Below are 23,278 nucleotides of genomic sequence, written 5' to 3' on the forward strand. Positions count from 1 at the left end.
TTATTAGTATGTAAGAAATGGCTTTATTAAAAAATTATATTTTGGGAGGAATTCGATTATGAGTCTTAAAAAGAAATTAGGTATGGGTGTAGCATCAGCGGTATTGGGTGTTTCATTAATTGGTGGAGGAACGTTTGCATATTTTAGTGATACTGCAGCACAATCAAATACATTTGCATCAGGAACAATTCAATTGGATGTTGATCCAACTGTACAAGTACCGATGAATAATTTAAAACCAGGTGACTGGATGCCAAGATCGTTTGAATTACAAAACAATGGAACATTGGATATGAAATATGTTGATCTTAAAACTAATTATACAGTAACAAAAGATGGTGAGCCTGTTGGTTCTACATTAGAAGATAAATATGCAGAACAACTGTATGTTCAATTCCTTAAGAACACAACTGGTGATGAAGATTACGAAGTTCTTTTTGAAGTGTCTTTAAAGGATTTACGTGATTTAACTCCAGAAGATTTAGCTACCAAGGTTGATATTGAAAGGATTATGACAGAAGAAGGTTACGATTATTGGGAATGGATTATTTGGCCAATCTTCGGTAAATGGGTAACTGTAGATCCTGTATTTGAAAATGTTCCTGAAGAAATAACAGGAATTGCTGCTGGCGAAAAAGCTGACTTTGATGTTCAATTTAGATTTAATGACACAGGAGAAGCTCAAAATGATCTTCAAAATCTTGATTTAGAACTTGAATGGACATTTGAAGGATTCCAAACTGATGGAGAAGAAAAATAAGAATTTCTTAAACGGGAAGGCGAGTTAACTCGTCTTCCATTCATACATATCTAAACATTAGGAGGGATTCCCTTGAGTTGGAAGAAGAATATTGCAATGGGAATGGCTACTGGATTAATAGGCATGGCATTGGTTAGTGGTGGAACGGTTGCGTATTTTAGTGATACGGAAGTAACTACTAACAAAATTGTATCAGGAACATTGGATTTAGGTGTTACAGAGGTTAATGATGAAGGAATACTTTTTGAATTTGAAAATAAAATGCCTGGAGATACTTTTGATTATACCTTTCAATTATCAAATGATGGTTCATTAGAAATTGGAGATGTCAAACTCATCTCGAATTATAAAGTAAATGATGAAGAAGCGAGTGAAAACGACTTTGGAAGTCAAATAATTATAAAAGCATTGAAAGTAAATGATACTAGCGTTTTGGAAGAAAACGAAAATATTACTTTGTATGACATTGTAGATAATCCAACAGTGTTAATCGAAAATTTCGGTGCTGATAAAAATATAGATGTTTATGTGGAATTTGAATTTATGAAAACGAATGAAAAGCAAAACCAATATCAAGGGAATTCATTAGAGTTAGTCTGGACCTTTGAAGCAATGCAAACAGATAACTAAGTCTTCAGGGACTTATTCTATTGGACTATATTGTGTGTAGTCCTAAGAGTCTTACAAGATAATGTTTTTAGGAATACACATAAATAATCTGTATAACTAGTGATCCCATAAAAAGGACGGAGATACAAGTGAGACAAAGTAGATTGCGTAAGTTTAAAACAAAATATCGCTGGTTCTGGTTTACAACAAAAATTGTACTCATTTGGTATGCACTAATATTCTCTACGACTTATTTAACATCTAACACGGCGGCAGTATTTACGAACTCTGAGGAATCAAGTGGAAAAATAGAAGCTGGCTTTTGGGAGCCAGAAGAATTCGTATTAGAATTCACTACTAAAGGTAATCAAAATATTGATGCATGCAAATCCATTGAAATTAAAACTATCGTAAAAAATAATGGACCAGGAGATATGAATGAAAATGGTAGTTTTGAAGTTTATTATATTGCAAAAGGTAATCCAACTAAGGGAGCAAAAGACGGTGTAGGTACGTTTGAATCAATAGAAAGTGGTAAGTCAACCGAACTCACTTATAAAGCTAGTAAACCAGGAAGATATGCTTTTCTTATTTATCAACAAAGTGACAGTAATTTGAAGTTATGGAGCAAAGAAATCAGAATAGATTGTGGTTCTGGTCAAGAACCAAATAAATCTGATCAGGAAGTTAAGGAAGATGAAAGTATTGTTACAGACGAACAACAAGGGGAAAATACCGATACATTAAATGAAGCGGTGGAGAATACTGAAGCACATGAAAATGCTAAAGAAGATTTAGAAACAAAAGAAGAAGTCGTAGAAAATAACGAAAATAATACAGAAACAAGCGAAGAAGAGATTGAAAACGAAACAAATACTGAGAAAGAAGAAGAGGAGATTGAAGAATTAGAAGGGATAGAAGACGAAACAATAACTGAGGAAGGTGGAGGAAATTGAAAAAGAAAACAGTTTTTAAATGGTTAAATCGATTTGTAACAGGTGTACTAATGATTTTGTTAATTGGTGTAGCCTTCTTAGCTGTTACAGCAAAACTAACTGGTGGGGATCCGCAAGTTTTTGGATACCAATTGAAGACAGTGTTATCAGGATCAATGGAACCAGATATTCAAACTGGTTCAGTTATCGCAGTCAAACCGATAGCAGATGAACAACGTGGGGATTTAAAGAAAGGTGACGTTATTACATTCATGGAATCTGAGGATAAACTGGTAACGCATAGGATAGTTGATAGTAAGACTACTGGTAATGGCGTGATTTATACAACAAAAGGGGATAACAACAATGCAGCTGATTCCAGTCCAGTGCTAGCGGAGAATGTTGTAGCAGTATACAGTGGAGTAACAATTCCTTATGTTGGCTATATTTCTAGTTTTGCTCAATCACCAAATGGCAGCATTGCATTTCTAATTGTACCAGGTTTACTGATGTTAGGTTACTCTGGATTTACTATTTGGAGAGCAATTAGGGAACTAGATGATCAGAAAAATAAGCCAGTGGATGTTCCGAATTCATAAATCCATATAGAGGAAGATGTTTATGAAGCGTAATAGAGTGGTGTTATCATTTATTCTAACTATATTATTTGCTTGTTATATATTGAATATCCCTAAAGCCTCAGCTGAGGATACGTTGTCTATTGATGTATTGCCAGAAACGATACTATTTGAAATAACGAATATGAAACCAGGTGACTGGGCACCTAGAACTGCTGTCGTTCAGAATAATGGTGAAATCGAGTTTGAATATATCACTAGTGTTCAACCTAATAGTGAGTCGTTAAAATTGTATAACGAATTAATACTAGAAGTAACCGATGATAATATTCAATTATACAATGGTAAATTATCTGATTTTAATGGTGTATCACCAAGAGAGCTTCAACCGGGTGAAGAAGATGAATTAGAATTTATCGTGAGGTTTCCTGAACATTTAGGTAATGACTTTCAAGGGTTAGAAGCTGAATTCACCATTTTTTTTAAAGCTGAAAGTGATTATAGTGAACAAAGTGAGGAAGAAGAAGTAACTGGCTCAATAGATAGCGGCGATGAATCAGGTGGTCTAGCTTTACCGAGTACAGCAACTAATATTTTTAACTATTTGTTAGTTGGTTTGATACTTTTAGTTACTGGAACCGTTATAGGACTATTTTTCCTTTACAATAGAAAATTAAAAAGTATAGATAAGCTATAATTCCCATCCCTCTACAAAACTAGTTCTAATCCGACAAAAGTAGTCATACCAATGAATATGAGGTTGTAGTATGATTGATGTAGAAAAATTTGAATCATCTGAATAAAAGGGGACATAGTAATAGACGGAATAGGTAATCTATAGGTAAGAAGGCTGATTCGATAATTTATTATAATGGGGGACGGAAAGTTGGAAAAAGTATTGGGGAATATAATACTGGACCAGGAATGGATTGCATTAATGAAAGAAGCTAAAGAAATAGGCTTGACGCTTGAAGAAATACGTGCTTTTTTTCATATAGAAAGAAAAAAATGATTATTCACAAAAAAAGATTGTGCTATATATAGAACTTGTCTCCTGGTTTATGGTATAATACCGATTGAAAGTGGGTGAGAGGACTTGATCGGTGAAAAAATTAAGCAATTACGCCAGGATAAAAAAATGTCTATCTCAGAGCTTGCCGAAAAAGCAGGCGTTGCGAAATCATATTTAAGTTCGATCGAGCGAAATCTGCAATCAAATCCATCGATCCAATTTATCGAGAAGATTAGTCACGTATTAGGTGTCTCTGTAAACGACATAATTAATAATAGTGAAAATATAGATCCATCCGAGTTGGATACGGAATGGTTAACCATTGTAAGGGAAGCAATGGAATCAGGTGTTTCAAAAGAACAATTTAAAGAATACTTAGAGTTCAATAAATGGCGAAAAAAACAAGATAGTTAACATACTTCTTCTTAAAAAGCCGAAAGCAAACACTGCTTGCGGTTTTTTTGTGCTGTTGAGCCAAACTTAAAACGTACAATCAACTGCTTCTTGCTATAATAATCATCATTAAAGATTGTTTTGTGTTATAAGCAAAAAAACAATTACGGAAAGTATCAAAAAGTTAGGTGACCTATGAAAAAAATACTATATTGGCTACTACCAGTCGGCTGGATGGGGATTATTTTTATATCATCATCCACACCATATGAGAATCAAGATATTAAACCTTTGTTAGGAAGTTTCATTGATTTTTCTTTCTTAGAACCCCTTGTCAGCTGGATAACTTTTACTTATAACCAATCACTGGTAAGTGTAGATGCCCTGGGGATAAATGGTTTTATCGAATTTTTTATTCGGAAGGGTGCGCATTTTGGGGTATTCTTTGTTTTGTTATGTCTTTTTTATTTTGCCATTGTGAAAACAACTCATCTTACATATAAAAAGGCCATTTTTATTTCCTTTTTATTAAGTGTTGCATATGCTATTACAGATGAACTTCACCAAGGGATGACGCCGAACCGTACACCATATGTTGGGGACGTGATAATTGATAGCATTGGGGCAGGTATTGCTATCCTATGTATTTCTATATTACGTTGGTGGAAAATGGACACAAAAAATTAATAGTATTCTTTTTATTTATGTGATAAAATATTCTAAATATGATAGATTACGACAAGTTCATCCTTGATTTGATATATTACAAGAATGGTAGAATAGGTAAAATATAATAAGGGCGGGATTTCCTGTTATGGGGGAACAAGAAAAGTATAAGAAAATGTTGAAAGAAGTCATTGACGAAACAGAAAGCCGCAAAATTAATTCTGCGGAAGAATTAATACAAAAGCTAGTACGAGAATTAACAAGCAATAAAGTTTTAAGCCAACGCACGCAATCATAAAAGTGAAGAGAGCTACATTTCAATATGAGATGTAGCTTTTACTATTTCAATCTGTTGTAGAGGTCACTTCCAATTCCACATATTTTGCTTCTAAACTAGAAATGGTCGCCTGGTCACTGGTTAAATCGATGATCCATTCTTTGAAGCTTTCTTCCTCTCCGTCTTTAACGTAAACAAGAAATTCTACATTCTCTACGTAATTAATCTTATCTAAAATATGTTCTGAGTTTCTTAACATGTTCTCAAGTTTTCCAAGCAGGCCATATTCAACGGTTACCTGAACCCCTTGCATAAGTTGGCGTTTAACAATTCCAGTCGTGGCAATGCTCTGAGATGTTGTGGAACCATATGCGCGGATTAAACCACCAGCACCGAGCTTAATGCCCCCGAAATACCTAGTGACAACAACTGCAGTATCTTTGAGATGTTTTTTCTTCAATACCTCTAACATTGGAACACCTGCCGTACCACTTGGCTCCCCATCATCATTTGCTTTTTGTATTTCATCATGTTCCCCGATAATATATGCTGAACAGTTATGAGTGGCATCATGATGTTTCTTTTTTATTTCTTGAATAAAGGTTTGGGCTTCTTCCTCTGTCTCTACCCTGCGTACGTATCCAATAAATCGGGATTTTTGGATAGTTAATTCGTCATTACCTTCCAATTTTACAGTATAATAATTAGATAACATCTATAAATCCTCCTACATGGATTAGTATAACGCTTTAGAAAAATACTTATAAAAAATAATAAAAAATAACCCCACAAAAAATGAAAAATTTACGTATAATTATAACATAGGTTGGTGGAAAATGATGGCTATTAAATTTAGTGACAAAGCATTGGATCATGTGATTGATGAAATGATTGATGTAGTCGAAAATAGTAAGGACGAAATATTTAATATTAGTGAAGGTGCACGTTCTGAATATGAACGACTTGTTATTGAATTAAAAGAAACAAAAGAAAAAGTTATCCAACACATAGAAAATGGTGACCAACTTGAGAAAAAGGTAAAGCTTTCCAGACAGCGATTAGCTGAAGTTAGTAAGTATTTCAAGAAATATTCTGAAAGCGATATTAGGGAAATATACGAAAAAACACATGCAATGCAAACGAAACTCGCAATGCTTAGACACGAAGAGAAAGTATTGCGTGACAAGCGAGATGACTTAGAAAGAAGACTCATAAGCTTAGCTGGTACGATTGACCGCGCGGAAGGATTAGCAAGTAAAATTTCTGTTATTCTCAATTATTTGCAGGATGATTTCAAGCGAGTAAATGAGATGATTGAAGATGCGAAAGAAAAACAAGAATTTGGTTTGAAAATTATCGAGGCACAAGAAGAAGAGCGTAGAAAAATATCTCGGGAAATTCATGATGGACCTGCTCAAATGCTGGCAAATATATTGCTTCGTTCAGAAATTGTGGAAAAAATATCTCGTAATGGTGACCTTGATAAGGTAATAAATGAATTGAAGAGTGTTAAAACAATGATAAGGACATCATTGTATGAAGTACGGCGGATCATTTATGACTTAAGGCCAATGGCTTTAGATGATCTTGGATTGGTTCCAACCATCAGGAAATATATTGCAACAACTGCAGATTATCATAAAATGGAAATTAAATTTATCATAATAGGGAAAGAAAAAAGATTGCCGCAAAAATATGAAATAGCCTTTTTTAGATTAATGCAAGAATCCCTACAAAATGCAATTAAACATGCACGTCCTACTCTTATCCAAGTGAAATTGGAAATTCAATCGAATTATTTAACCATGTTGATTAAAGATAATGGGCAGGGTTTCGATCCAGAAACAAAGAAAGACAATTCCTTTGGATTGATGGGGATGAGAGAGCGTGTTGAAATGATTGAGGGTAAACTAATGATTGATTCTAAAATAGGGAAAGGGACAACTGTTTCGATTCATGTACCCTATTCGTGTTAAATACGTTATAATAGATTAAAAGGATCTTAATTAACTTTTGTTTTTTTCTAATTATGAACCAATAGCTGGGTTATTAGAGAAACTAGGAGGAGAAAGAGAAGAATGAACACAGAGAAAAAGATTAAAATTATTCTAATAGATGACCATAAATTATTTCGCGAAGGTGTAAAACGAATCCTAGAATTTGAACCATCCTTTCATGTTGTTGCTGAAGGGGATGACGGTTCAGAGGCTGCGAAATTAGTGAAAGAAAACAATCCAGATGTCGTATTAATGGATATTAACATGCCAACAATTAATGGGGTGGAAGCTACATCCGATTTAGTAAAGTACTTCCCGAATACGAAAGTAATTATTCTTTCCATTCATGACGATGAAAGTTATGTAACCCACGCATTAAAGACGGGCGCACAAGGATATCTGTTAAAAGAAATGGATGCAGATTCTTTGGTCGAAGCAATTAAAGTTGTTAGCGAAGGTGGTTCATACTTACATCCAAAGGTTACACATAACTTAGTAAATGAATATCGTCGTTTAGCAAAAGAAAACACATCTTCCATTACTGACCGTGGTATTGAGTATCGCAAGCCATTGCATTTACTTACAAAACGGGAGTGCCAGGTATTACAATTGCTAGCTGATGGTAAAAGTAACCGCGCTGTTGCAGAGACACTTTACATAAGTGAGAAAACCGTTAAAAACCATGTAAGTAATATTTTGCAAAAAATGAATTGTAATGACCGTACCCAAGCAGTAGTGTCTGCTATACGGAATGGCTGGGTAGAAGTGATATAGTTTTAAAGCTGCCTCAATTATGTAAAGGAAAAGACACCCTGATACAATGTATGAGGGTATTTTTCTATGTATCAAGTGAAGACTAAGTTTATTCATGCGTTTTTTGTATGTTTCGTGTAAAATAAAAAGAAAAACGGCTACAATTTGTTTACCTCATAAATGAGCCAATAAATGTAGAGGAGAAGGATATAATGAAGGTAGCTGTCATGACGGATAGTACAGCTTATATTCCTGGGGACATGCGTACAGAGCATCATATACATATGGTCCCGTTAAATGTCGTATTTGATGATGCATCCTATCAAGAAGAAATAGATATAACATCCGAAGAATTTTACTTGAAAATGAGAGAGGCGAAAGAGTTACCAACTACATCACAGCCTGCAATTGGTCTAATTGTGGCCAAGCTTGAAGAACTTCGGGAAGATTATGATGCAGTTATCTCTGTTCACCTCTCAAGTGCAATTAGTGGAACTTACCAGGCTGTCATTAGTGCTGGTGAAATGGTAGAAGGAATTGATGTATATGCATATGATTCTGAAATAAGTTGCTTCCCACAAGGGTTTTATGCATTAGAAGCATCGGAGCTTGCGAAGAAGGGCAAAACAGCCGAACAAATTATTGAGCGACTTGATGAAATGAAAGCATCGATGCGTGCTTATTTTATGGTAGATGATTTAACGAATTTACAGCGTGGTGGGCGATTAAGTGGAGCACAGGCACTTGTCGGTGGTTTGTTGCAAATAAAACCAATCTTACACTTTGTTGATAAAGTGATTGTTCCTTTTGAAAAAATTCGTACACGTAAAAAAGCACTGAATCGAATTACTAGCATGTTGGAAGAAGATGCAAGTCAAGGGAAGGATTTAAAAGTTGTTTTTATCCATGCTAACGATGAAGTATCTGCAAATCAGTTACGTGAGGAATTTTCACAAAAGTATCCAGCAATCGAAACGAGCATTGGTTATTTCGGTCCTGTAATTGGTACCCATCTTGGTGAGGGTGCAATTGGTGTTGGTTGGTATACGAAATAGCAAGTCAACTTCAGGCGTGAATTCGTTTTTCCTGGCTTGGACCGAAGAATTCACTTTATCGAATAAGCTAGTAGACGCAAGTGCAATCATTGGCAATTATTTTTTATAAATGATGTATGCTGCCAGCCTTAGGTTGGTAGCAAATTCTTTAGAAAGTGTGTGATAATATGGTTGAATCAGAAGCCTTTCCTCCTGAGATACCTAATCCTCATGACCTCGCAATACGTTACGCAGGTAAACTCCTGTTACGGCATGAAATTCATCTAGATGAAAGCCTCCTCCAACAACTTATCCAATCAAATTTTTTTACTCCAAGGAAATCAATTTCAAGAAAAAATTTCTCCAGTCAATGCATGCGTTGTGGCAATCAAAAGAAATCCTTATTTGGCCTAATCCCATGTGCATCTTGTAATAAAACCCATCTGTACTGCAGGAAATGTATCGAAATGGGACGTGTAATGGCGTGTGAGAACTTATTTGAATGGAAAGGCCCTAATCCTCAGTGGCCAGAACATGAAAATCCTTGTTCTTGGCAGGGGGAGCTAACCGAGGCGCAGGAAAAAGCGGCAGATCGAATGGTGCAAGCGATACGAACGAAGGAAAAGGAAATCTTGACTTGGGCAGTATGTGGAGCTGGAAAAACAGAAATGCTTTTTCCTGGAATTACAGCAGCAGTTCGTAGTGGGAAACGTGTCTGTATTGCCACACCAAGAGCGGATGTTGTAAGGGAGTTGCTTCCACGTTTCGAGCAGGCATTTAGCGGTGTTACGGTTGAAGCCCTTTATGGTGGAAGTGAAACGAAGCAGGGCACGGCACAGCTCGTTATCGCTACTACACATCAATTGCTTCGCTACAAAGATGCCTTTGATGTAATGATTATTGACGAGATTGATGCATTTCCCTTTCACGCTGACCCGTCCCTACCATTTGCCACAGACCGTGCAAAAACACACATGAGCACAACCATCTATTTAACCGCAACACCTAGAAAAAATCAGCGAATATTAATTCATCGTAATAAACTTCCTCATGTCTTTGTGCCAGTACGATTTCATGGCCATCCATTACCCGTTCCTGTTAAGAAAATGTGTTTTACATTAAAGAAAGATTTACTGCAATTCTCACCACCGACTCCATTTGTCACCTGGATTAAAAACAGGAAAAACCCGAATCGACAGGTCTTAATATTTGTCCCAACGATAGCTTTGGCAGACAAAATGAAAGACAAGCTTGCAGTACTGTTAGCGAAGGAAGGAATAATTTCAACAGAAGAAGTACTACATTCCGTTCATGCGGATGACGCTAGACGCGCGGAGAAGGTCCAAATGTTCCGTAAAAGGGAAATTTTTGTGTTAATAACCACGACAATATTAGAGCGTGGGGTTACGTTTCCATCGGTTGATGTTGCGATACTGGATGCAGGGCACTCCGTATTTGATGAAGCCGCCCTTGTGCAAATAGCAGGCCGAGCTGGAAGAAGTCCAGATGACCCAACTGGTGAGGTGATGTTTTTCCATGATGGAAAGACAGAAGCAATGGAACAAGCTATTGAATCCATCAAGAAAATGAATAAGCGGGGAGGTTTTTAAATGGAGTGCTTATGGTGCGATAGAGAAATGATCCCTGAGATTAGTTGGAAAAATCTGTTTCAAGGAGAGAAAAAACGAATACTATGTGAAATGTGTGAGGGAAAGCTTCAGAAACTAATTGGTAATCGATGCAAGAGGTGTAGTCGGATGACGGTTGCTCCTACTTGCGCTGATTGTAAACGCTGGGAGAGGCAAGGAGAAATGGATAGTATTAAATGGAATTATTCTATTTTCGGCTATAACACATTTATGCAGGACGTGATTGCCAAATGGAAATATCGCGGGGATTATCTTTTAGGAAATGTATTTAAAGAATATGTTATACAAGCTTTTAAAGAGAATTTCGCACAACTTGGAAAAGATGTCGTTGCCGTGCCGATTCCACTTAGTACAGAAAGGGAAAAGGAACGTTCCTTCAATCAAGCAAAAATGCTCGCACAATTTTTACCGATTGAAATGATGGATGTAATGTCTCGTATTCATGGTGAAAAGCAGTCAAAAAAGACAAGAATTGAAAGAATTGGAGGGCAAAATCCATTTTTTATTAGCGAAAGGGTTAACAAGTCGGTCATTTTGGTCGATGATATATATACAACAGGTACGACTTTAAGACATGCAGCAACAACGTTGAAAGCTAGTGGAAGTTCAACTGTTTATTCATTAACATTAATCAGAGGATAGCTGTGATTTTCTACGGAACGTAAATGGTTTGACTTTCCGAGAAGAAGTTTCTACTACGTGTTATAATAATGATAAATGAGGGATTATTATGGCTGATTTAGCTAATTGCTCACGCTGTGGAGCTGTTTTTTTGAAAAATATTCGCGACATCTGTCCAGCGTGTTATAGAGAAGAAGAAAACGCCTATCAAACGGTTTATCAATTTCTAAGAAAACAAAAAAATCGCCAAGCTACAATGTATGAGATTGTTGAAGCTACTGGTGTTGAAGAATGGTATATTACCAAATTTATAAAAGAAAAGCGGTTATTACCATCTCAATTTCCGAACCTAAACTATCCTTGTGAGCGTTGTATGGCACCAATTACTAGTGGGAAACTATGCACAGATTGTACAAGTGAATTAAAAAAAGAATTGGATATACAGGAAGAAATTGAAAATCGTAACGAGAAGTTACATAGCGAGGAAAAAGAAGCGGCAAAAACTTACTTCACATTAAACAAACGCAGGGATTAATGCTTTAACAATTCGGGAACGATGCCGATATAAGATATAGATGAAAAATGATCGAAAAAAGGGGTGAGTCATTATGAAAATAAATGGCCCTAATCAACCAAACTTCAATCCATACAATAAGATTTTACAAAAACAAGCAGCAATGCAAAAGGAAATCAAAAAGCAGGATCAAGTTGAGATTTCGACGCAAGCGAAGAAACTACAAGAAGCTGAAAAACCGAATGAGCAACGTGCAGCATATATTAAAGAAATTAAGAATGCTGTCGAGTCTGGTGAATATAAAGTGAATGCAGAGAAAACCGCAATCAAAATGATTGATTTCTGGTCGAATAAGTAAGACAGCATATAAAGAGGAGGTTGTCATTTTGTCCGTTTTACCTATTATTCAATCTTTGGAGCAATTAGTGCTCATGCATGAAGAACTCCTAAACGTATCGAAGGAGAAAACGGAAGTGATAAAAGAAGGTTCTGTGGAGAAACTTCAGGCAATTCTTGCTAAAGAACGGAAGCAAATACGAAAAGTAGAACAAGTAGAGGACAAGCGTAGGGTAATTGTTGAGGAATGGTTTACTTCACGGAACTTGTCTTTAGAAGATATGACGATTTCACGTATCCTTGATGGTTTGGAAGAGGAAGCGGATAAGGAAACGATTGCTGCAGTGACAACGAAATTAACGGAAGTGATTACTGCTTTAAAGCAACAGGAACAATTAAATCAAACGTTACTGAATCAATCGATGCAATTTGTGCAGCTATCACTAGATGTCCTACAGCCTTCCATTACGAAACTGAATTATGGGAAACAAAAGAATGAATCTGAACGGGCTAGCCGTTCAATATTTGATTCACAAGCATAGTAAAACGATTCTACAGGTTAAAGGAGTCACAAAATGAGTACCTTTCATGGTTTAGAAATGGCAAAGCAAGCTTTATTTGCGCAACAATCGGCATTGTATACGACAGGACATAATATTGCTAATGCGAATACAGAGGGGTATACGAGACAGCGTGTTGATTTTGAAACGGCTTCTCCATACCCATCTGCATCACGTAACCGTCCGCTAATTGCTGGGCAAATTGGAACGGGAGTAAATGTAGGCTCTATACAACGCATTCGTAATGAATTTTTAGATACGCAATTTCGTGGGGAAAACAGTTTAGTTGGCTATTGGGAAACGAAGTCAAATTCATTTAGTAGAATGGAAAATGTCTTAAAAGAACCTTCAGAGACAGGATTATCCACAACAATGGATCAGTTCTGGCAATCGTTACAGGATCTTTCTGCTAATCCAGAGAATTCTGGTGCAAGATCGGTTGTTATACAACGTGGACAAGCGTTAGCAGATACTTTTAATTATCTCTCAACATCTTTACGTAACATTCGTGGAGATTTAAAACAACAAATTGATACTTCGGTAAGTGATATGAACACGACACTAAAACAAATTGATGAGATCAATAATGAGGTGAAAAAGCTCGAGGTTCATGGATATGTACCGAATGATCTATATGACAGGCGTGACAAGCTCATTGATCAACTGTCAAAAGTAATGGATATCGATGTAAAATATACAGAAAGTAGCAACCGTGCGAAAGATGTCGCTGCTGGAGTTGTGACGATTAGCGTGCAAGATAGTAATGGGAATTCTATCAATCTCGTTGATGGTGCTGCTGGTGGATACAATGAGGTATCGGTTCAATACCTTGATTCGGATGCGGATTCTTATCGGGCTATTAGTGCGATAAATATTGTTGATTCGGAAAATGGTGCTATCAATGCAACATTAGCGATTCCACCAAAAACAGAGGGTTCTTTAAACGGTTTAATTGATGCTTATGGTTATAGCGCTGAGGACGGAGAATCTACTGGTGACTATATCGATATGATGAAACAAATAGATGATATGGCATTTAAATTTGCCGAGAAGTTTAATGCGGTTCATGGTGAAGGAAATGGGATCGAGGATTCAAATGATGGGAATGCGAATGTCTTTTTTGAAGTAGAGACGTTAGAAGGAGCTGCTGGTTCAATTAAAGTGAACCAAGCCATTGTTGATAATCCAGACCTTTTTGCAGCGAGTACAGATGAAACTACTGGGAATGGGAATAATGCTTTAAGGCTTGCGAACGTGTTCAATGATGATTTAACATTTGAGAACGGTGAAGTAACATCGATAAAGGATTTCTATGAATCTGTTATTGGTGAACTCGGTGTACGGGCCCAAGAAGCGAATCGAATGGAAGGAAATTCTACGATTCTATTATCTCAGGTTGAGAACCAACGCATGTCTGTAAGTGCTGTATCTCTTGATGAAGAAATGACAAATATGTTGAAATTCCAGCATGCATATAACGCTGCTGCAAGAAGTCTGACTGCAACGGATGAAATGCTAGATAAAATCATAAATAGTATGGGATTAGTAGGAAGGTAGGTGAATAATGGTGCGTGTTACACAGGGAATGCTGTCAAATAATATGCTTCGCAATCTCTCCCAAAGTAATGCAGCGTTAGGGAAATATATGGACCAGCTAACAACTGGGAAAAAAATCAATAGACCATCGGATGATCCAGTTACTGCGATGAATGGAATGGGATACCGAACAGAAGTAGTAAAAGTAGAACAGTTTCAAAGAAATACGAATGAAGCATATAATTGGTTCGAAAATACGGACGCTGCATTAAGCCAAGCAACAAGTGCCCTGCAAAGGATTAGTGATTTAACAAAGCAGGCAAGTAATGATACGTATGATGCTGACCAGCGTAAAAATATTGCTACGGAGATAGAGCAAATTAAGCAAGATTTAATCGATATTGCAAATACGAAAGTAAACGATAAGTATATTTTCAACGGGACAAATACTAGTATTCCTCCTTTTGATAAAGAAGGAGTACTGTCGATTACAGATGGTGACATAAAACCTGTAAAAATTGAGGTTGCGACTGGTACGTATCTTCAAACCAATACCGATCCATTTGAAGCGTTTGGTGAAATGACAGAGAATGGTGATACAACAAAATTATTTTCTGATATTGATAAACTAATTGGAGCTTTAAATGAGGATAATCAAGAAGGTATATCAGAAGCTATTTCAGATATGGAAGTCAATTTTGATAGTCTTGTTAATACCCGAGCAGATTTAGGTGCTCGTATGAATCGACTAGAATTAATTGAAAATCGTTTAGGAGACCAGGAAATCGCAGCAATCGATACCATGTCAAAAAATGAAGATATTGACTATGCTAAAGTTATTACGCAATTAATTACACAGGAAAGCCTGCATCGTGCTGCTTTATCAACGAGTTCAAAAATTATACAACCTACTTTAGTAGATTTTCTGAGATGATTTAAAGAAAGTGAACGTATGAAATTTTTCACCCTAACCCATGATAGGGTTAGGGTTTCGTTCTACATTAGGGGTGTAGTGTTATGCAAATACCACAAATAAGGTTGCAATCGGTACCAGCAAAAATACAAATCGAGCAAATAGATGCTAAACAAGAAATTAGGCAACCTAAAGCTGAACTGTCTATACAACAACCAGCTGCAACGATGTCTATTCAATCGGAACCAGGAAAGTTGCAGATTGATCAAACGCGAGCCTGGGAAGATATGAATAGGATGCATGTTTTTAGGTTGAATGAAAAGTTTGCAGATGAAGGAAAACAGAAAGTATTGGAAGGTACTGGCAGACGTGCAAGTGAAGGAACGGAAATGATGAAAATTGAACATGCTGGAAATATAGTTGCCAGTCAAGCGGTCCGAAATGCATTTGAGGAAATGAAGCCGATTAATATTGCTTTTATCCCTTCACCCTTTTCAGTAAAGGTGAATTATGAACCTGGAGAAGTAGTGGTTGATGTTAAACAAAATAAAGCCATAATAGAAGCAACTGCACATAAAGTAGAACATCAGTATCAACCAGGGAAGGTAGACATTCGGTTATCGCAACATCCTAGTTTAGAAATAAATTTTGTGAATGTGGAAATATAATTTGTCAGAGGAGATACATATAATGAAAATGCAAACAAAGTACTTGGGAGAAATTGATATAAAGGAAGATAAGATTATCAAATTTCCAACTGGTATTCCAGGTTTCTTAGATGAAACAGAATTTGTGCTCCTTGATTTTCCAGATAATACATTTCTTCAAATATTACAAGCTGTTAAAACGGCAAATACGGCCTTTATTGTTACAAATCCATTTCTAATCTATCAGGATTATACCTTTGAGCTAGATGATTCTATCCTAGAAGCTCTTAAGATTAGAGCGGTAGAAGATGTCATTACCCTATCTATTGCTACAATCCGAAATCCCTTTGAAATGAGTACGTTGAACTTGAAAGCTCCAATAATCATTAATTCAAAAGAAATGATAGGGAAACAGTATATTTTTGGTGAAGAAGATTATCCAATCAAAGCATCTTTTGTTCCCCCTAAGGTTAAGAAAGGGGTTAAGTAATGCTTATACTATCAAGAAAAACGAATGAAGCCATTCAAATCGGTGATGACATCGAAATAAAAGTAATAAGTGTTGAAGGAGACCAAGTGAAATTGGGAATATCTGCTCCTAAATCAATTGAAATCTATCGAAAAGAAATATACACAGGTATCGAACAGCAAAATAGCGAAGCAGCTAATATTAATTTGGATGTAATTAAATTATTGAACGATACAAATAAACTTTAAAATGTACGTCTTTTTACCGATATAAAAAATAAATAACTATCAAGTAAGGGGTTCTTGGGGATGGGAATCGATAAGTTATATGTACATGGGCTTCCACGTGGAGAATACAACTTAGATAGAACTTCGAAAACGGAAAAAGTCACTTTTGAAAATGATAGACAACATGTAGTACCTTTAGCAAAAAATGAGAATGAAAGAATTCAAAAAGAAAGTGTACAAGAAATTGTATTTTCATTAAACGAATTTATCAAACCAACACAGACAAATTTAAAGTATGAATTACATGATGAGCTTGGAGAATATTATGTCACCATCGTTAATTCAGAATCAAACGAAGTAATAAAAGAAATTCCAGAGAAAAAGTTATTGGACATGTACGCAAAAATGGCTGATTTTATGGGGCTTTTGATTGATAAAAAAATATGAGTACTGGATAAATGTAATAGGAATACTAAGGAGTGAATTTTCACATGAATAAAGCGTATCAAACATACCAAAACAATGCAGTAAACACGGCTTCTGGTGGTGAGTTAACGTTAATGCTTTATAATGGGTGTATGAAATTTATTAAACAAGCCATGAAAGATTTAAACGATAACAATTATGAAGCCAAAAATAAAAATATTCAAAAGGCGCAAAATATTATTCAAGAGCTGATGCTTACGTTAGATACAAAAGTGGAAATCTCACAGCAAATGCTACCACTATATGAATATATGCATTTTCAATTAAAAGAGGCGAATATTAAAAATGACCGAGCCCTTTTAGAAGAAGTATTAAGTTTTGTAACAGAATTTAGAGATTCTTGGAAGCAGGTCATTCTTCAATCTCGTAAACAGCAATATGCACAAGGTGCGAATGGATGATATGAACAGAGTCAGGCCCATCTATGAGCTAACATTGGAAATGCAGGAATTATTGGATCAACGGACACCCATGAAAGAAAGAGAAAAAATAATTACAAAATTAAATGAGCTTGTTCTACAAAGAGGAACATGCATGGATTCCGTACGTAGTCCATACACAGAAGAAGAAAAGCAGTTGGGTGCACAGCTTATCCCATTAAATGAATACGTACAAAATAAAATGCAATTGCTATTTGGAGAATTAAAAGTTGAAATGAAACAAGTGAAAAAACAAAAATCCTCAAATAAAAAATATGTTAACCCATATCAAAATGTCCAAATTATGGACGGAATGTATATGGATAAGAAAAAATAACGTGAAAATCTCCTTTTAGTCTAGGGGATTTTTTTATATGGCTAATTATTGCTCATTTTTTAGCATTTTATATAGACTTCGGATCTCTTTAATTCGGTATTGTGCAAAACACATCGTTCCGGAAACACACTTCGCGCATCTTAGGGCGGCTGGTGAGCCTTCTTCGTGCTAACGCACTACGTAGTCTCACCTAGGCCTATCCTCCTGCAGAAGTCTACGTGACTTTCCTCCACTACATATTGCTCTCTACTCAAATAATGTCATAGTTAAGCACTGATAAAATAGTTGATTGGAGTGGAGGGCAGTCGACTCCTGCGGGAAAAGCACGTGTCTGAAGACCCCGCAGTGAGCAATCTTTGCTCGCGAGGAGGGCTGAAGCCGTGCCCGCGGAAAGCGTACTGCCCGTAGCGAAAATCAACAAAGCACTTACGCAGATGTTTATATCAACTATGAATTAAATTTACAATATCTGAAAAAGGAAATTATCTTTAAGAAAAAAAGATGCGATTGAGGTCCGGGTGTTCACAGGAAAAAGAACGAATTTAGACATAATTTTTAACTGTTAGGCAGGAATTTCCGTTATGAATGTAGTATAATATAAGTATAAGGAAAGGAGGACACTTTTATGAAATATAACATTCGTGGTGAAAATATTGAGGTGACTGCAGCTATACGCGAGTATGTCGAGAAAAAGATTGGGAAATTGGAAAGATATTTCGACACACCTCTAACATCAGAAGTACATGTTAATCTAAGTGTCTATAATGATGAGCAACGAATTGAAGTAACCATTCCAATGACAGATTTATTATTGCGTGCGGAGGTACAGCGCACAGATTTATATGCTGCTATCGACCTTGTTGTTGATAAGCTCGAAAGACAAATTCGTAAATATAAAACAAAAATAAATCGTAAAGTTAGACAAAACGGTGCTCCTAAACATGCCTTTGCTAAAATGGAAAGAGAAACATTTGATAATAATGATGAAGAAATTGACGAAATTGAAATTGTTCGAACAAAGAGATTTAACTTAAAACCAATGGATCCGGAAGAAGCAGTATTGCAAATGGACATGCTTGGTCACGCATTTTTCGTATTTACAAATGATAAATCTGGTGAATCTAATGTTGTTTATCGTCGTAATGATGGTAAATATGGATTAATTGAGCCAAGTGTATAAATAAAAGCATAATTTAGATGAAAACGGCGATTATAAATTAATCGTCGTTTTTCTGTCATATCTGCTCACACCTCTGACGGAGCAACCGACAAATAACCGCCATTCGGTTGTCATAAATTATTATCTAGTGTTATTATTAAAATAATGGATTACAGTACTGATTTTGAGGAGCGTTATTATGGCAGGATTACTTACTAAAATTTTCGGAGATGGCAGCAAAAAGCAACTTAATCGATTGCAGAAAATGGTAGATCAAATAGAGTCACTCGAATCTGATATAGAAAAATTAACGGATGATCAATTGCAACAAAAAACAGAGGAATTTAAAAAACGGTCCGCTGGTGGAGAGGCACTTGATGATATGCTAGTTGAAGCATTTGCAGTAGTTCGTGAAGCATCAAAACGTGTATTAGGCATGCGTCCATTTAATGTACAGCTTATTGGTGGTATTACGATTCATGAAGGAAATATCGCTGAAATGAAAACCGGTGAAGGAAAAACCTTAGCATCCACTCTTCCAGCATATTTAAATGCAATTGAGGGTAAAGGTGTTCATATTATTACGGTCAATGAATACCTAGCTGACCGTGATGCAAAGGAAATGGGTAAATTATTTGAATTCCTTGGATTAACGGTTGGTTTAAATGGAAATGGATTAACAAAAGAAGAGAAACGCGAAGCATATAATTGTGATATTACGTACGGAACGAATAATGAATTTGGCTTTGACTATTTAAGGGATAACATGGTGTTATATAAACATCAAATGGTACAACGCCCGCTTCATTTTGCTATTATTGATGAGGTTGACTCTATTCTAATTGATGAAGCAAGAACACCACTCATTATCTCAGGTTCTGCTAAGAAGTCTGCTGCACTTTATCAACAGGCAAATGGCTTTGTAGTGACCCTGAATACAGATACAGATTATACCTATGACGAGAAGACAAAGGGTGTTCAACTGACAGAAGAAGGGATTAATAAAGCGGAGAAATATTTCCACGTTGAAAACCTGTTTGATACAGACAACGTAACCATAACCCATCACATTAATCAGGCACTAAAAGCACATGCATCCATGCATAAAGATGTCGATTATATGGTGCAAGATGGTGAAGTTGTCATTATCGATTCCTTTACTGGACGTTTAATGAAAGGGCGCCGCTATAGTGATGGACTCCATCAAGCAATTGAGGCAAAAGAAGGGCTGCAAATACAAAACGAAAGCATGACGCTCGCTTCGATTACATTCCAGAATTTCTTCAGAATGTATGATAAACTCTCTGGGATGACAGGTACAGCGAAAACGGAAGAAGAAGAATTTAGAAATATCTACAATATGGATGTCCTTGCCATTCCAACAAATAAACCTATCGTTCGTGATGATCGGCCTGATTTAATTTATAAAACAATGGACGGGAAATTCCGTGCTGTGGCAGAAGAGATTAAAGAACGGCATAAAACTGGACAGCCTGTATTAGTCGGTACAGTTGCTGTTGAAACGTCTGAGCTCATTTCTGCATACCTTAAAAAATCAGGAATTCAGCACAACGTTTTAAATGCTAAAAATCACTTTAAAGAAGCTGAAATTATTGAAAATGCAGGACATAAAGGTGCCGTTACGATTGCGACGAACATGGCTGGTCGTGGTACAGATATTAAACTTGGTGAAGGTGTAATAGACCTTGGTGGATTAGCTGTAATTGGTACAGAACGTCACGAGTCTCGCCGAATTGATAATCAGCTCCGTGGTCGTTCTGGACGTCAAGGAGACCCAGGTATTACGCAATTCTACTTATCGATGGAAGATGAACTAATGCGCCGATTTGGCTCAGATAACCTGAAAAACATGATGGACAAGTTGGGAATGGATGACAACCAACCAATCGAAAGTAAAATGGTATCTCGTGCCGTTGAATCAGCTCAAAAACGTGTAGAAGGAAATAACTTTGATGCCCGTAAAACAGTACTTTCCTACGATGATGTGCTTAGAGAACAACGGGAAATTATCTATAAACAACGTTTTGAAATTATTGATGCTGATGAGAGTATCCGTGAGATTATCGAAACAATGATTAAATCATCATTAGGACGTGTTGTTTCTACACATACACAAGATAACGATGAGGCAAATTGGGACCTTCAAGCAATCGTTGATTATGCACAAGGGAACCTCCTTGATCAAGATAGTCTTTCTGTTAATGATTTGAAGGACAAGGAAGCAGAAGAAATTACGGAGTATGTCTTTAAGAAAGTACAAGAAAAATATGATGCAAAATCTGAGGAACTTCCTCCAGAGCAGTTCCAGGAATTCCAAAAAGTAATTGTATTACGTACTGTTGATACAAAATGGATGGACCATATTGATCAAATGGATCAACTAAGACAAGGGATTCATCTTCGTGCATATGGACAAAATGACCCGTTACGCGAGTATCAAATGGAAGGTTTCCATATGTTTGAAGAAATGATTGTAAGTATTGAAGATGAAGTAAGTAGATACATTATGAAAGCTCAAATTCGCGAAAACCTGCAGCGTCAAGAAGTAGTGAAAAATACACAAGCAGTTACAGGTGGCGATGATAGTAAGAAAAAGGTACGTAAGCCATTTGTGAAGCAAGTCGATGTTGGTAGAAATGACCCATGTCCGTGTGGTAGTGGTAAAAAGTATAAAAACTGTCATGGTAAGAATTAATTTTTGAGTAGTAGAAGATAATAGAGGCTAGGACAAAAGTGTTTTTAATATAGGGAAAACGGAATATTTTAGAAAATATACCCGCTACGGAAATATACGTCGCTTTCCACGGGCGGCTGATGAGCCCCTTTGTGCTGACGCACGAAGGTGGCTCATCTAGGTCTTTCCTCCCGTAGGACAAAGAAGGCTACGTCAGCGTCGCATCGCACGCAGAAAAAGTGCTTTTCTTTTTCAAGGAGTCTACGTATATTTCCTCCGCTAAGGTAGTAATAGTTCGGTTATACTAATATACACTTTAGTTGTGTCCTGGATTCCTTACTGAAAAACAAGAGGTGACTGATATGGAATTAGCAGATATTAAAAATGAATTAGATAAAATAGCAGTACGAGTTGAAGACTTTAGGGGGTCTCTTTGACTTAGAAACAAAGGAGGAGCGTCTCAAAGAACTCGAGCAGGTAATGACAGAACCTGGATTTTGGGATGATCAAAACAAGGCGCAAACCGTTATTAATGAATCAAATCAACTTAAAGAGCTCACGACTTCTTTCAACAATATGGAGAGCAGATATGAGGACATGGAAGTTTCTTATGAACTTGTAAAGGAAGAAAATGATCAGGAGCTTTTTGATGATCTGCAGGCTGAATTACAGTCATTCCTGAAAGATGTGAATGCATTTGAACTGCAGCTTTTATTAAGTGAAGCCTATGATGCGAAAAATGCTATTCTAGAATTACACCCTGGTGCAGGTGGAACAGAATCACAGGATTGGGCTAGTATGCTTTTGCGCATGTATCAACGTTGGGCAGAGGATAAGGGTTTTAAAGTGGAAACGATTGATTATTTACCTGGTGAAGAGGCTGGGGTGAAAAGTGTAACATTGCTAATCAAAGGTCATAATGCGTATGGGTACTTAAAAGCGGAAAAAGGGGTACATCGACTAGTTCGTATTTCTCCTTTTGACTCGTCAGGAAGACGTCATACATCATTTGTATCCTGCGATGTTACACCGGAAATGGATGATGATGTCGATATTGATATTAGACAAGAAGATATCAAAATTGATACATACCGGGCAAGTGGTGCTGGTGGGCAGCATATTAACAAAACTGACTCAGCAATCCGACTGACCCATCTTCCTACGAATATTGTCGTTACTTGCCAAAATGAACGGTCACAAATAAAGAACCGCGAAGCAGCAATGAAAATGCTAAAATCAAAACTTTATCAGTTAGAAATTGAAAAACAGCAACAAGAACTTGCAGAAATACGTGGGGAACAAAAGGAAATTGGTTGGGGAAGTCAAATTCGTTCTTATGTGTTCCATCCATACTCCATGGTGAAGGATCATCGTACCAATAGGGAAATAGGAAATACACAAGCTGTTATGGATGGGGAATTGGATCCATTTATTGATGCATATTTAAGACTGCAAATAAAGTAAGCAATAAAAATATAACGCTGGTTAAAAACACTTGTAATTCAAATAGAGATTTACAAGTGTTTTTATATAAATACGATCAAGAAAGTTTTTACAAAAAAATGGATAATATCCCATTTCCTACCATTATTTCATAAATTTGCCATAAACCATCTGTATACATTGATATAGTAGGCTTTTATTCATTTATAGTGAATGAAAGTGCTATTTTAAAAAAAATGATTAAGGGTATAAT

At 36.4% G+C, this 23,278-nt stretch carries 29 protein-coding genes; 28 read left to right on the forward strand and 1 reads right to left on the reverse strand.

What is annotated here, in order from left to right:
* Positions 1-58 precede the first annotated feature (58 nt).
* From D8M05_RS02000 to D8M05_RS20060, 9 genes are all read left to right on the forward strand, one after another.
* Complete coding sequence (locus tag D8M05_RS02000; protein ID WP_121128138.1) at positions 59-760, forward strand: TasA family protein; 702 nt, start codon at positions 59-61, stop codon at positions 758-760.
* A 72-nt stretch (positions 761-832) separates the two neighbouring features.
* Positions 833-1,390, forward strand: a complete 558-nt coding sequence (locus D8M05_RS02005; protein ID WP_121128140.1) for a TasA family protein — start codon at positions 833-835, stop codon at positions 1,388-1,390.
* 128 nt (positions 1,391-1,518) lie between these two features.
* Positions 1,519-2,325 carry an amyloid fiber anchoring/assembly protein TapA gene (gene tapA, locus D8M05_RS02010; RefSeq protein ID WP_183072680.1) on the forward strand — a complete coding sequence of 269 codons (807 nt, stop codon included), beginning with the start codon at positions 1,519-1,521 and terminating at the stop codon, positions 2,323-2,325.
* Entirely contained in the window at positions 2,322-2,903 is a 582-nt protein-coding gene (sipW, locus tag D8M05_RS02015) for a signal peptidase I SipW (RefSeq protein WP_121128144.1), read from the forward strand. Before tapA ends, sipW begins: the two co-directional genes overlap by 4 nt.
* 22 nt (positions 2,904-2,925) lie before the next feature.
* On the forward strand, positions 2,926-3,579 hold the full coding sequence (locus tag D8M05_RS02020) for a hypothetical protein (RefSeq protein ID WP_121128146.1): 654 nt from the start codon (positions 2,926-2,928) through the stop codon (positions 3,577-3,579).
* Positions 3,580-3,768: 189 nt separating this feature from the next.
* A complete protein-coding gene (locus D8M05_RS02025; RefSeq protein WP_245985136.1) occupies positions 3,769-3,894 on the forward strand; it encodes an anti-repressor SinI family protein in 126 nt (41 codons plus the stop codon).
* Positions 3,895-3,978: 84 nt separating this feature from the next.
* Entirely contained in the window at positions 3,979-4,308 is a 330-nt protein-coding gene (locus D8M05_RS02030) for a helix-turn-helix domain-containing protein (RefSeq protein ID WP_121128150.1), read from the forward strand.
* A gap of 174 nt (positions 4,309-4,482) precedes the next feature.
* Positions 4,483-4,974 carry a VanZ family protein gene (locus D8M05_RS02035; protein WP_121128152.1) on the forward strand — a complete coding sequence of 164 codons (492 nt, stop codon included), beginning with the start codon at positions 4,483-4,485 and terminating at the stop codon, positions 4,972-4,974.
* Positions 4,975-5,101: 127 nt separating this feature from the next.
* On the forward strand, positions 5,102-5,251 hold the full coding sequence (locus tag D8M05_RS20060; RefSeq protein ID WP_183072681.1) for a hypothetical protein: 150 nt from the start codon (positions 5,102-5,104) through the stop codon (positions 5,249-5,251).
* 46 nt (positions 5,252-5,297) lie between these two features.
* Here D8M05_RS20060 and D8M05_RS02040 read toward each other — a convergent pair whose 3' ends face one another.
* Entirely contained in the window at positions 5,298-5,945 is a 648-nt protein-coding gene (locus D8M05_RS02040) for a YigZ family protein (protein WP_121128154.1), read from the reverse strand.
* A 124-nt stretch (positions 5,946-6,069) separates the two neighbouring features.
* Between D8M05_RS02040 and D8M05_RS02045 the strand changes: the two genes are divergently transcribed.
* The 19 genes from D8M05_RS02045 to prfB all read left to right on the forward strand — a co-directional run bounded on the left by D8M05_RS02045 (position 6,070) and on the right by prfB (position 23,046).
* Positions 6,070-7,206 (forward strand): sensor histidine kinase, encoded by a 1,137-nt coding sequence (locus D8M05_RS02045; protein ID WP_121128156.1) that lies wholly within the window; start codon positions 6,070-6,072, stop codon positions 7,204-7,206.
* Between the two features lie 102 nt (positions 7,207-7,308).
* Positions 7,309-8,001, forward strand: a complete 693-nt coding sequence (locus D8M05_RS02050) for a response regulator (protein WP_121128158.1) — start codon at positions 7,309-7,311, stop codon at positions 7,999-8,001.
* Positions 8,002-8,192: 191 nt separating this feature from the next.
* Complete coding sequence (locus tag D8M05_RS02055; RefSeq protein ID WP_121128160.1) at positions 8,193-9,035, forward strand: DegV family protein; 843 nt, start codon at positions 8,193-8,195, stop codon at positions 9,033-9,035.
* A gap of 446 nt (positions 9,036-9,481) precedes the next feature.
* Positions 9,482-10,624, forward strand: coding sequence for an ATP-dependent helicase ComFA (locus D8M05_RS02060; RefSeq protein WP_245985139.1), 1,143 nt, complete (start codon positions 9,482-9,484; stop codon positions 10,622-10,624).
* Positions 10,625-11,305, forward strand: a complete 681-nt coding sequence (locus tag D8M05_RS02065; RefSeq protein ID WP_121128164.1) for a ComF family protein — start codon at positions 10,625-10,627, stop codon at positions 11,303-11,305.
* Between the two features lie 130 nt (positions 11,306-11,435).
* Positions 11,436-11,819, forward strand: a complete 384-nt coding sequence (locus D8M05_RS02070; protein ID WP_425454160.1) for a TIGR03826 family flagellar region protein — start codon at positions 11,436-11,438, stop codon at positions 11,817-11,819.
* A gap of 73 nt (positions 11,820-11,892) precedes the next feature.
* Positions 11,893-12,156, forward strand: coding sequence for a flagellar biosynthesis anti-sigma factor FlgM (flgM, locus tag D8M05_RS02075; protein WP_121128168.1), 264 nt, complete (start codon positions 11,893-11,895; stop codon positions 12,154-12,156).
* Positions 12,157-12,184: 28 nt separating this feature from the next.
* Positions 12,185-12,676 (forward strand): flagellar protein FlgN, encoded by a 492-nt coding sequence (locus D8M05_RS02080; RefSeq protein ID WP_121128170.1) that lies wholly within the window; start codon positions 12,185-12,187, stop codon positions 12,674-12,676.
* A 33-nt stretch (positions 12,677-12,709) separates the two neighbouring features.
* Positions 12,710-14,251, forward strand: a complete 1,542-nt coding sequence (gene flgK, locus D8M05_RS02085) for a flagellar hook-associated protein FlgK (protein ID WP_121128171.1) — start codon at positions 12,710-12,712, stop codon at positions 14,249-14,251.
* A 10-nt stretch (positions 14,252-14,261) separates the two neighbouring features.
* On the forward strand, positions 14,262-15,164 hold the full coding sequence (flgL, locus tag D8M05_RS02090) for a flagellar hook-associated protein FlgL (protein WP_121128377.1): 903 nt from the start codon (positions 14,262-14,264) through the stop codon (positions 15,162-15,164).
* Between the two features lie 83 nt (positions 15,165-15,247).
* Entirely contained in the window at positions 15,248-15,811 is a 564-nt protein-coding gene (locus tag D8M05_RS02095) for a DUF6470 family protein (RefSeq protein ID WP_121128174.1), read from the forward strand.
* A gap of 22 nt (positions 15,812-15,833) precedes the next feature.
* Positions 15,834-16,280, forward strand: coding sequence for a flagellar assembly protein FliW (fliW, locus tag D8M05_RS02100; protein WP_121128176.1), 447 nt, complete (start codon positions 15,834-15,836; stop codon positions 16,278-16,280).
* On the forward strand, positions 16,280-16,507 hold the full coding sequence (csrA, locus tag D8M05_RS02105) for a carbon storage regulator CsrA (RefSeq protein WP_121128178.1): 228 nt from the start codon (positions 16,280-16,282) through the stop codon (positions 16,505-16,507). Before fliW ends, csrA begins: the two co-directional genes overlap by 1 nt.
* Before the next feature lie 60 nt (positions 16,508-16,567).
* Positions 16,568-16,933 (forward strand): flagellar protein FlaG, encoded by a 366-nt coding sequence (gene flaG, locus D8M05_RS02110; protein WP_121128180.1) that lies wholly within the window; start codon positions 16,568-16,570, stop codon positions 16,931-16,933.
* A 44-nt stretch (positions 16,934-16,977) separates the two neighbouring features.
* Positions 16,978-17,373: a flagellar export chaperone FliS gene (fliS, locus tag D8M05_RS02115; RefSeq protein WP_121128182.1), complete on the forward strand. Its 396-nt coding sequence runs from the start codon at positions 16,978-16,980 to the stop codon at positions 17,371-17,373.
* Position 17,374: 1 nt separating this feature from the next.
* Positions 17,375-17,728, forward strand: a complete 354-nt coding sequence (fliT, locus tag D8M05_RS02120; protein WP_121128184.1) for a flagellar protein FliT — start codon at positions 17,375-17,377, stop codon at positions 17,726-17,728.
* Positions 17,729-18,353: 625 nt separating this feature from the next.
* On the forward strand, positions 18,354-18,908 hold the full coding sequence (gene hpf / locus D8M05_RS02125) for a ribosome hibernation-promoting factor, HPF/YfiA family (protein ID WP_121128186.1): 555 nt from the start codon (positions 18,354-18,356) through the stop codon (positions 18,906-18,908).
* 178 nt (positions 18,909-19,086) lie between these two features.
* Complete coding sequence (gene secA, locus D8M05_RS02130) at positions 19,087-21,603, forward strand: preprotein translocase subunit SecA (RefSeq protein WP_121128188.1); 2,517 nt, start codon at positions 19,087-19,089, stop codon at positions 21,601-21,603.
* A 341-nt stretch (positions 21,604-21,944) separates the two neighbouring features.
* Positions 21,945-23,046 (forward strand): peptide chain release factor 2 gene (gene prfB, locus D8M05_RS02135; RefSeq protein ID WP_121128190.1). Its coding sequence is split into 2 segments (ribosomal slippage): positions 21,945-22,016 and positions 22,018-23,046, totalling 1,101 coding nucleotides; the frame shifts between segments, so codons are not numbered across the junction.
* Positions 23,047-23,278: the final 232 nt, after the last annotated feature.

Origin of the sequence: Oceanobacillus bengalensis (assembly GCF_003628445.1) — a bacterium.
GTDB classification, from domain to species: Bacteria; Bacillota; Bacilli; order Bacillales; family Amphibacillaceae; genus Oceanobacillus; species Oceanobacillus bengalensis.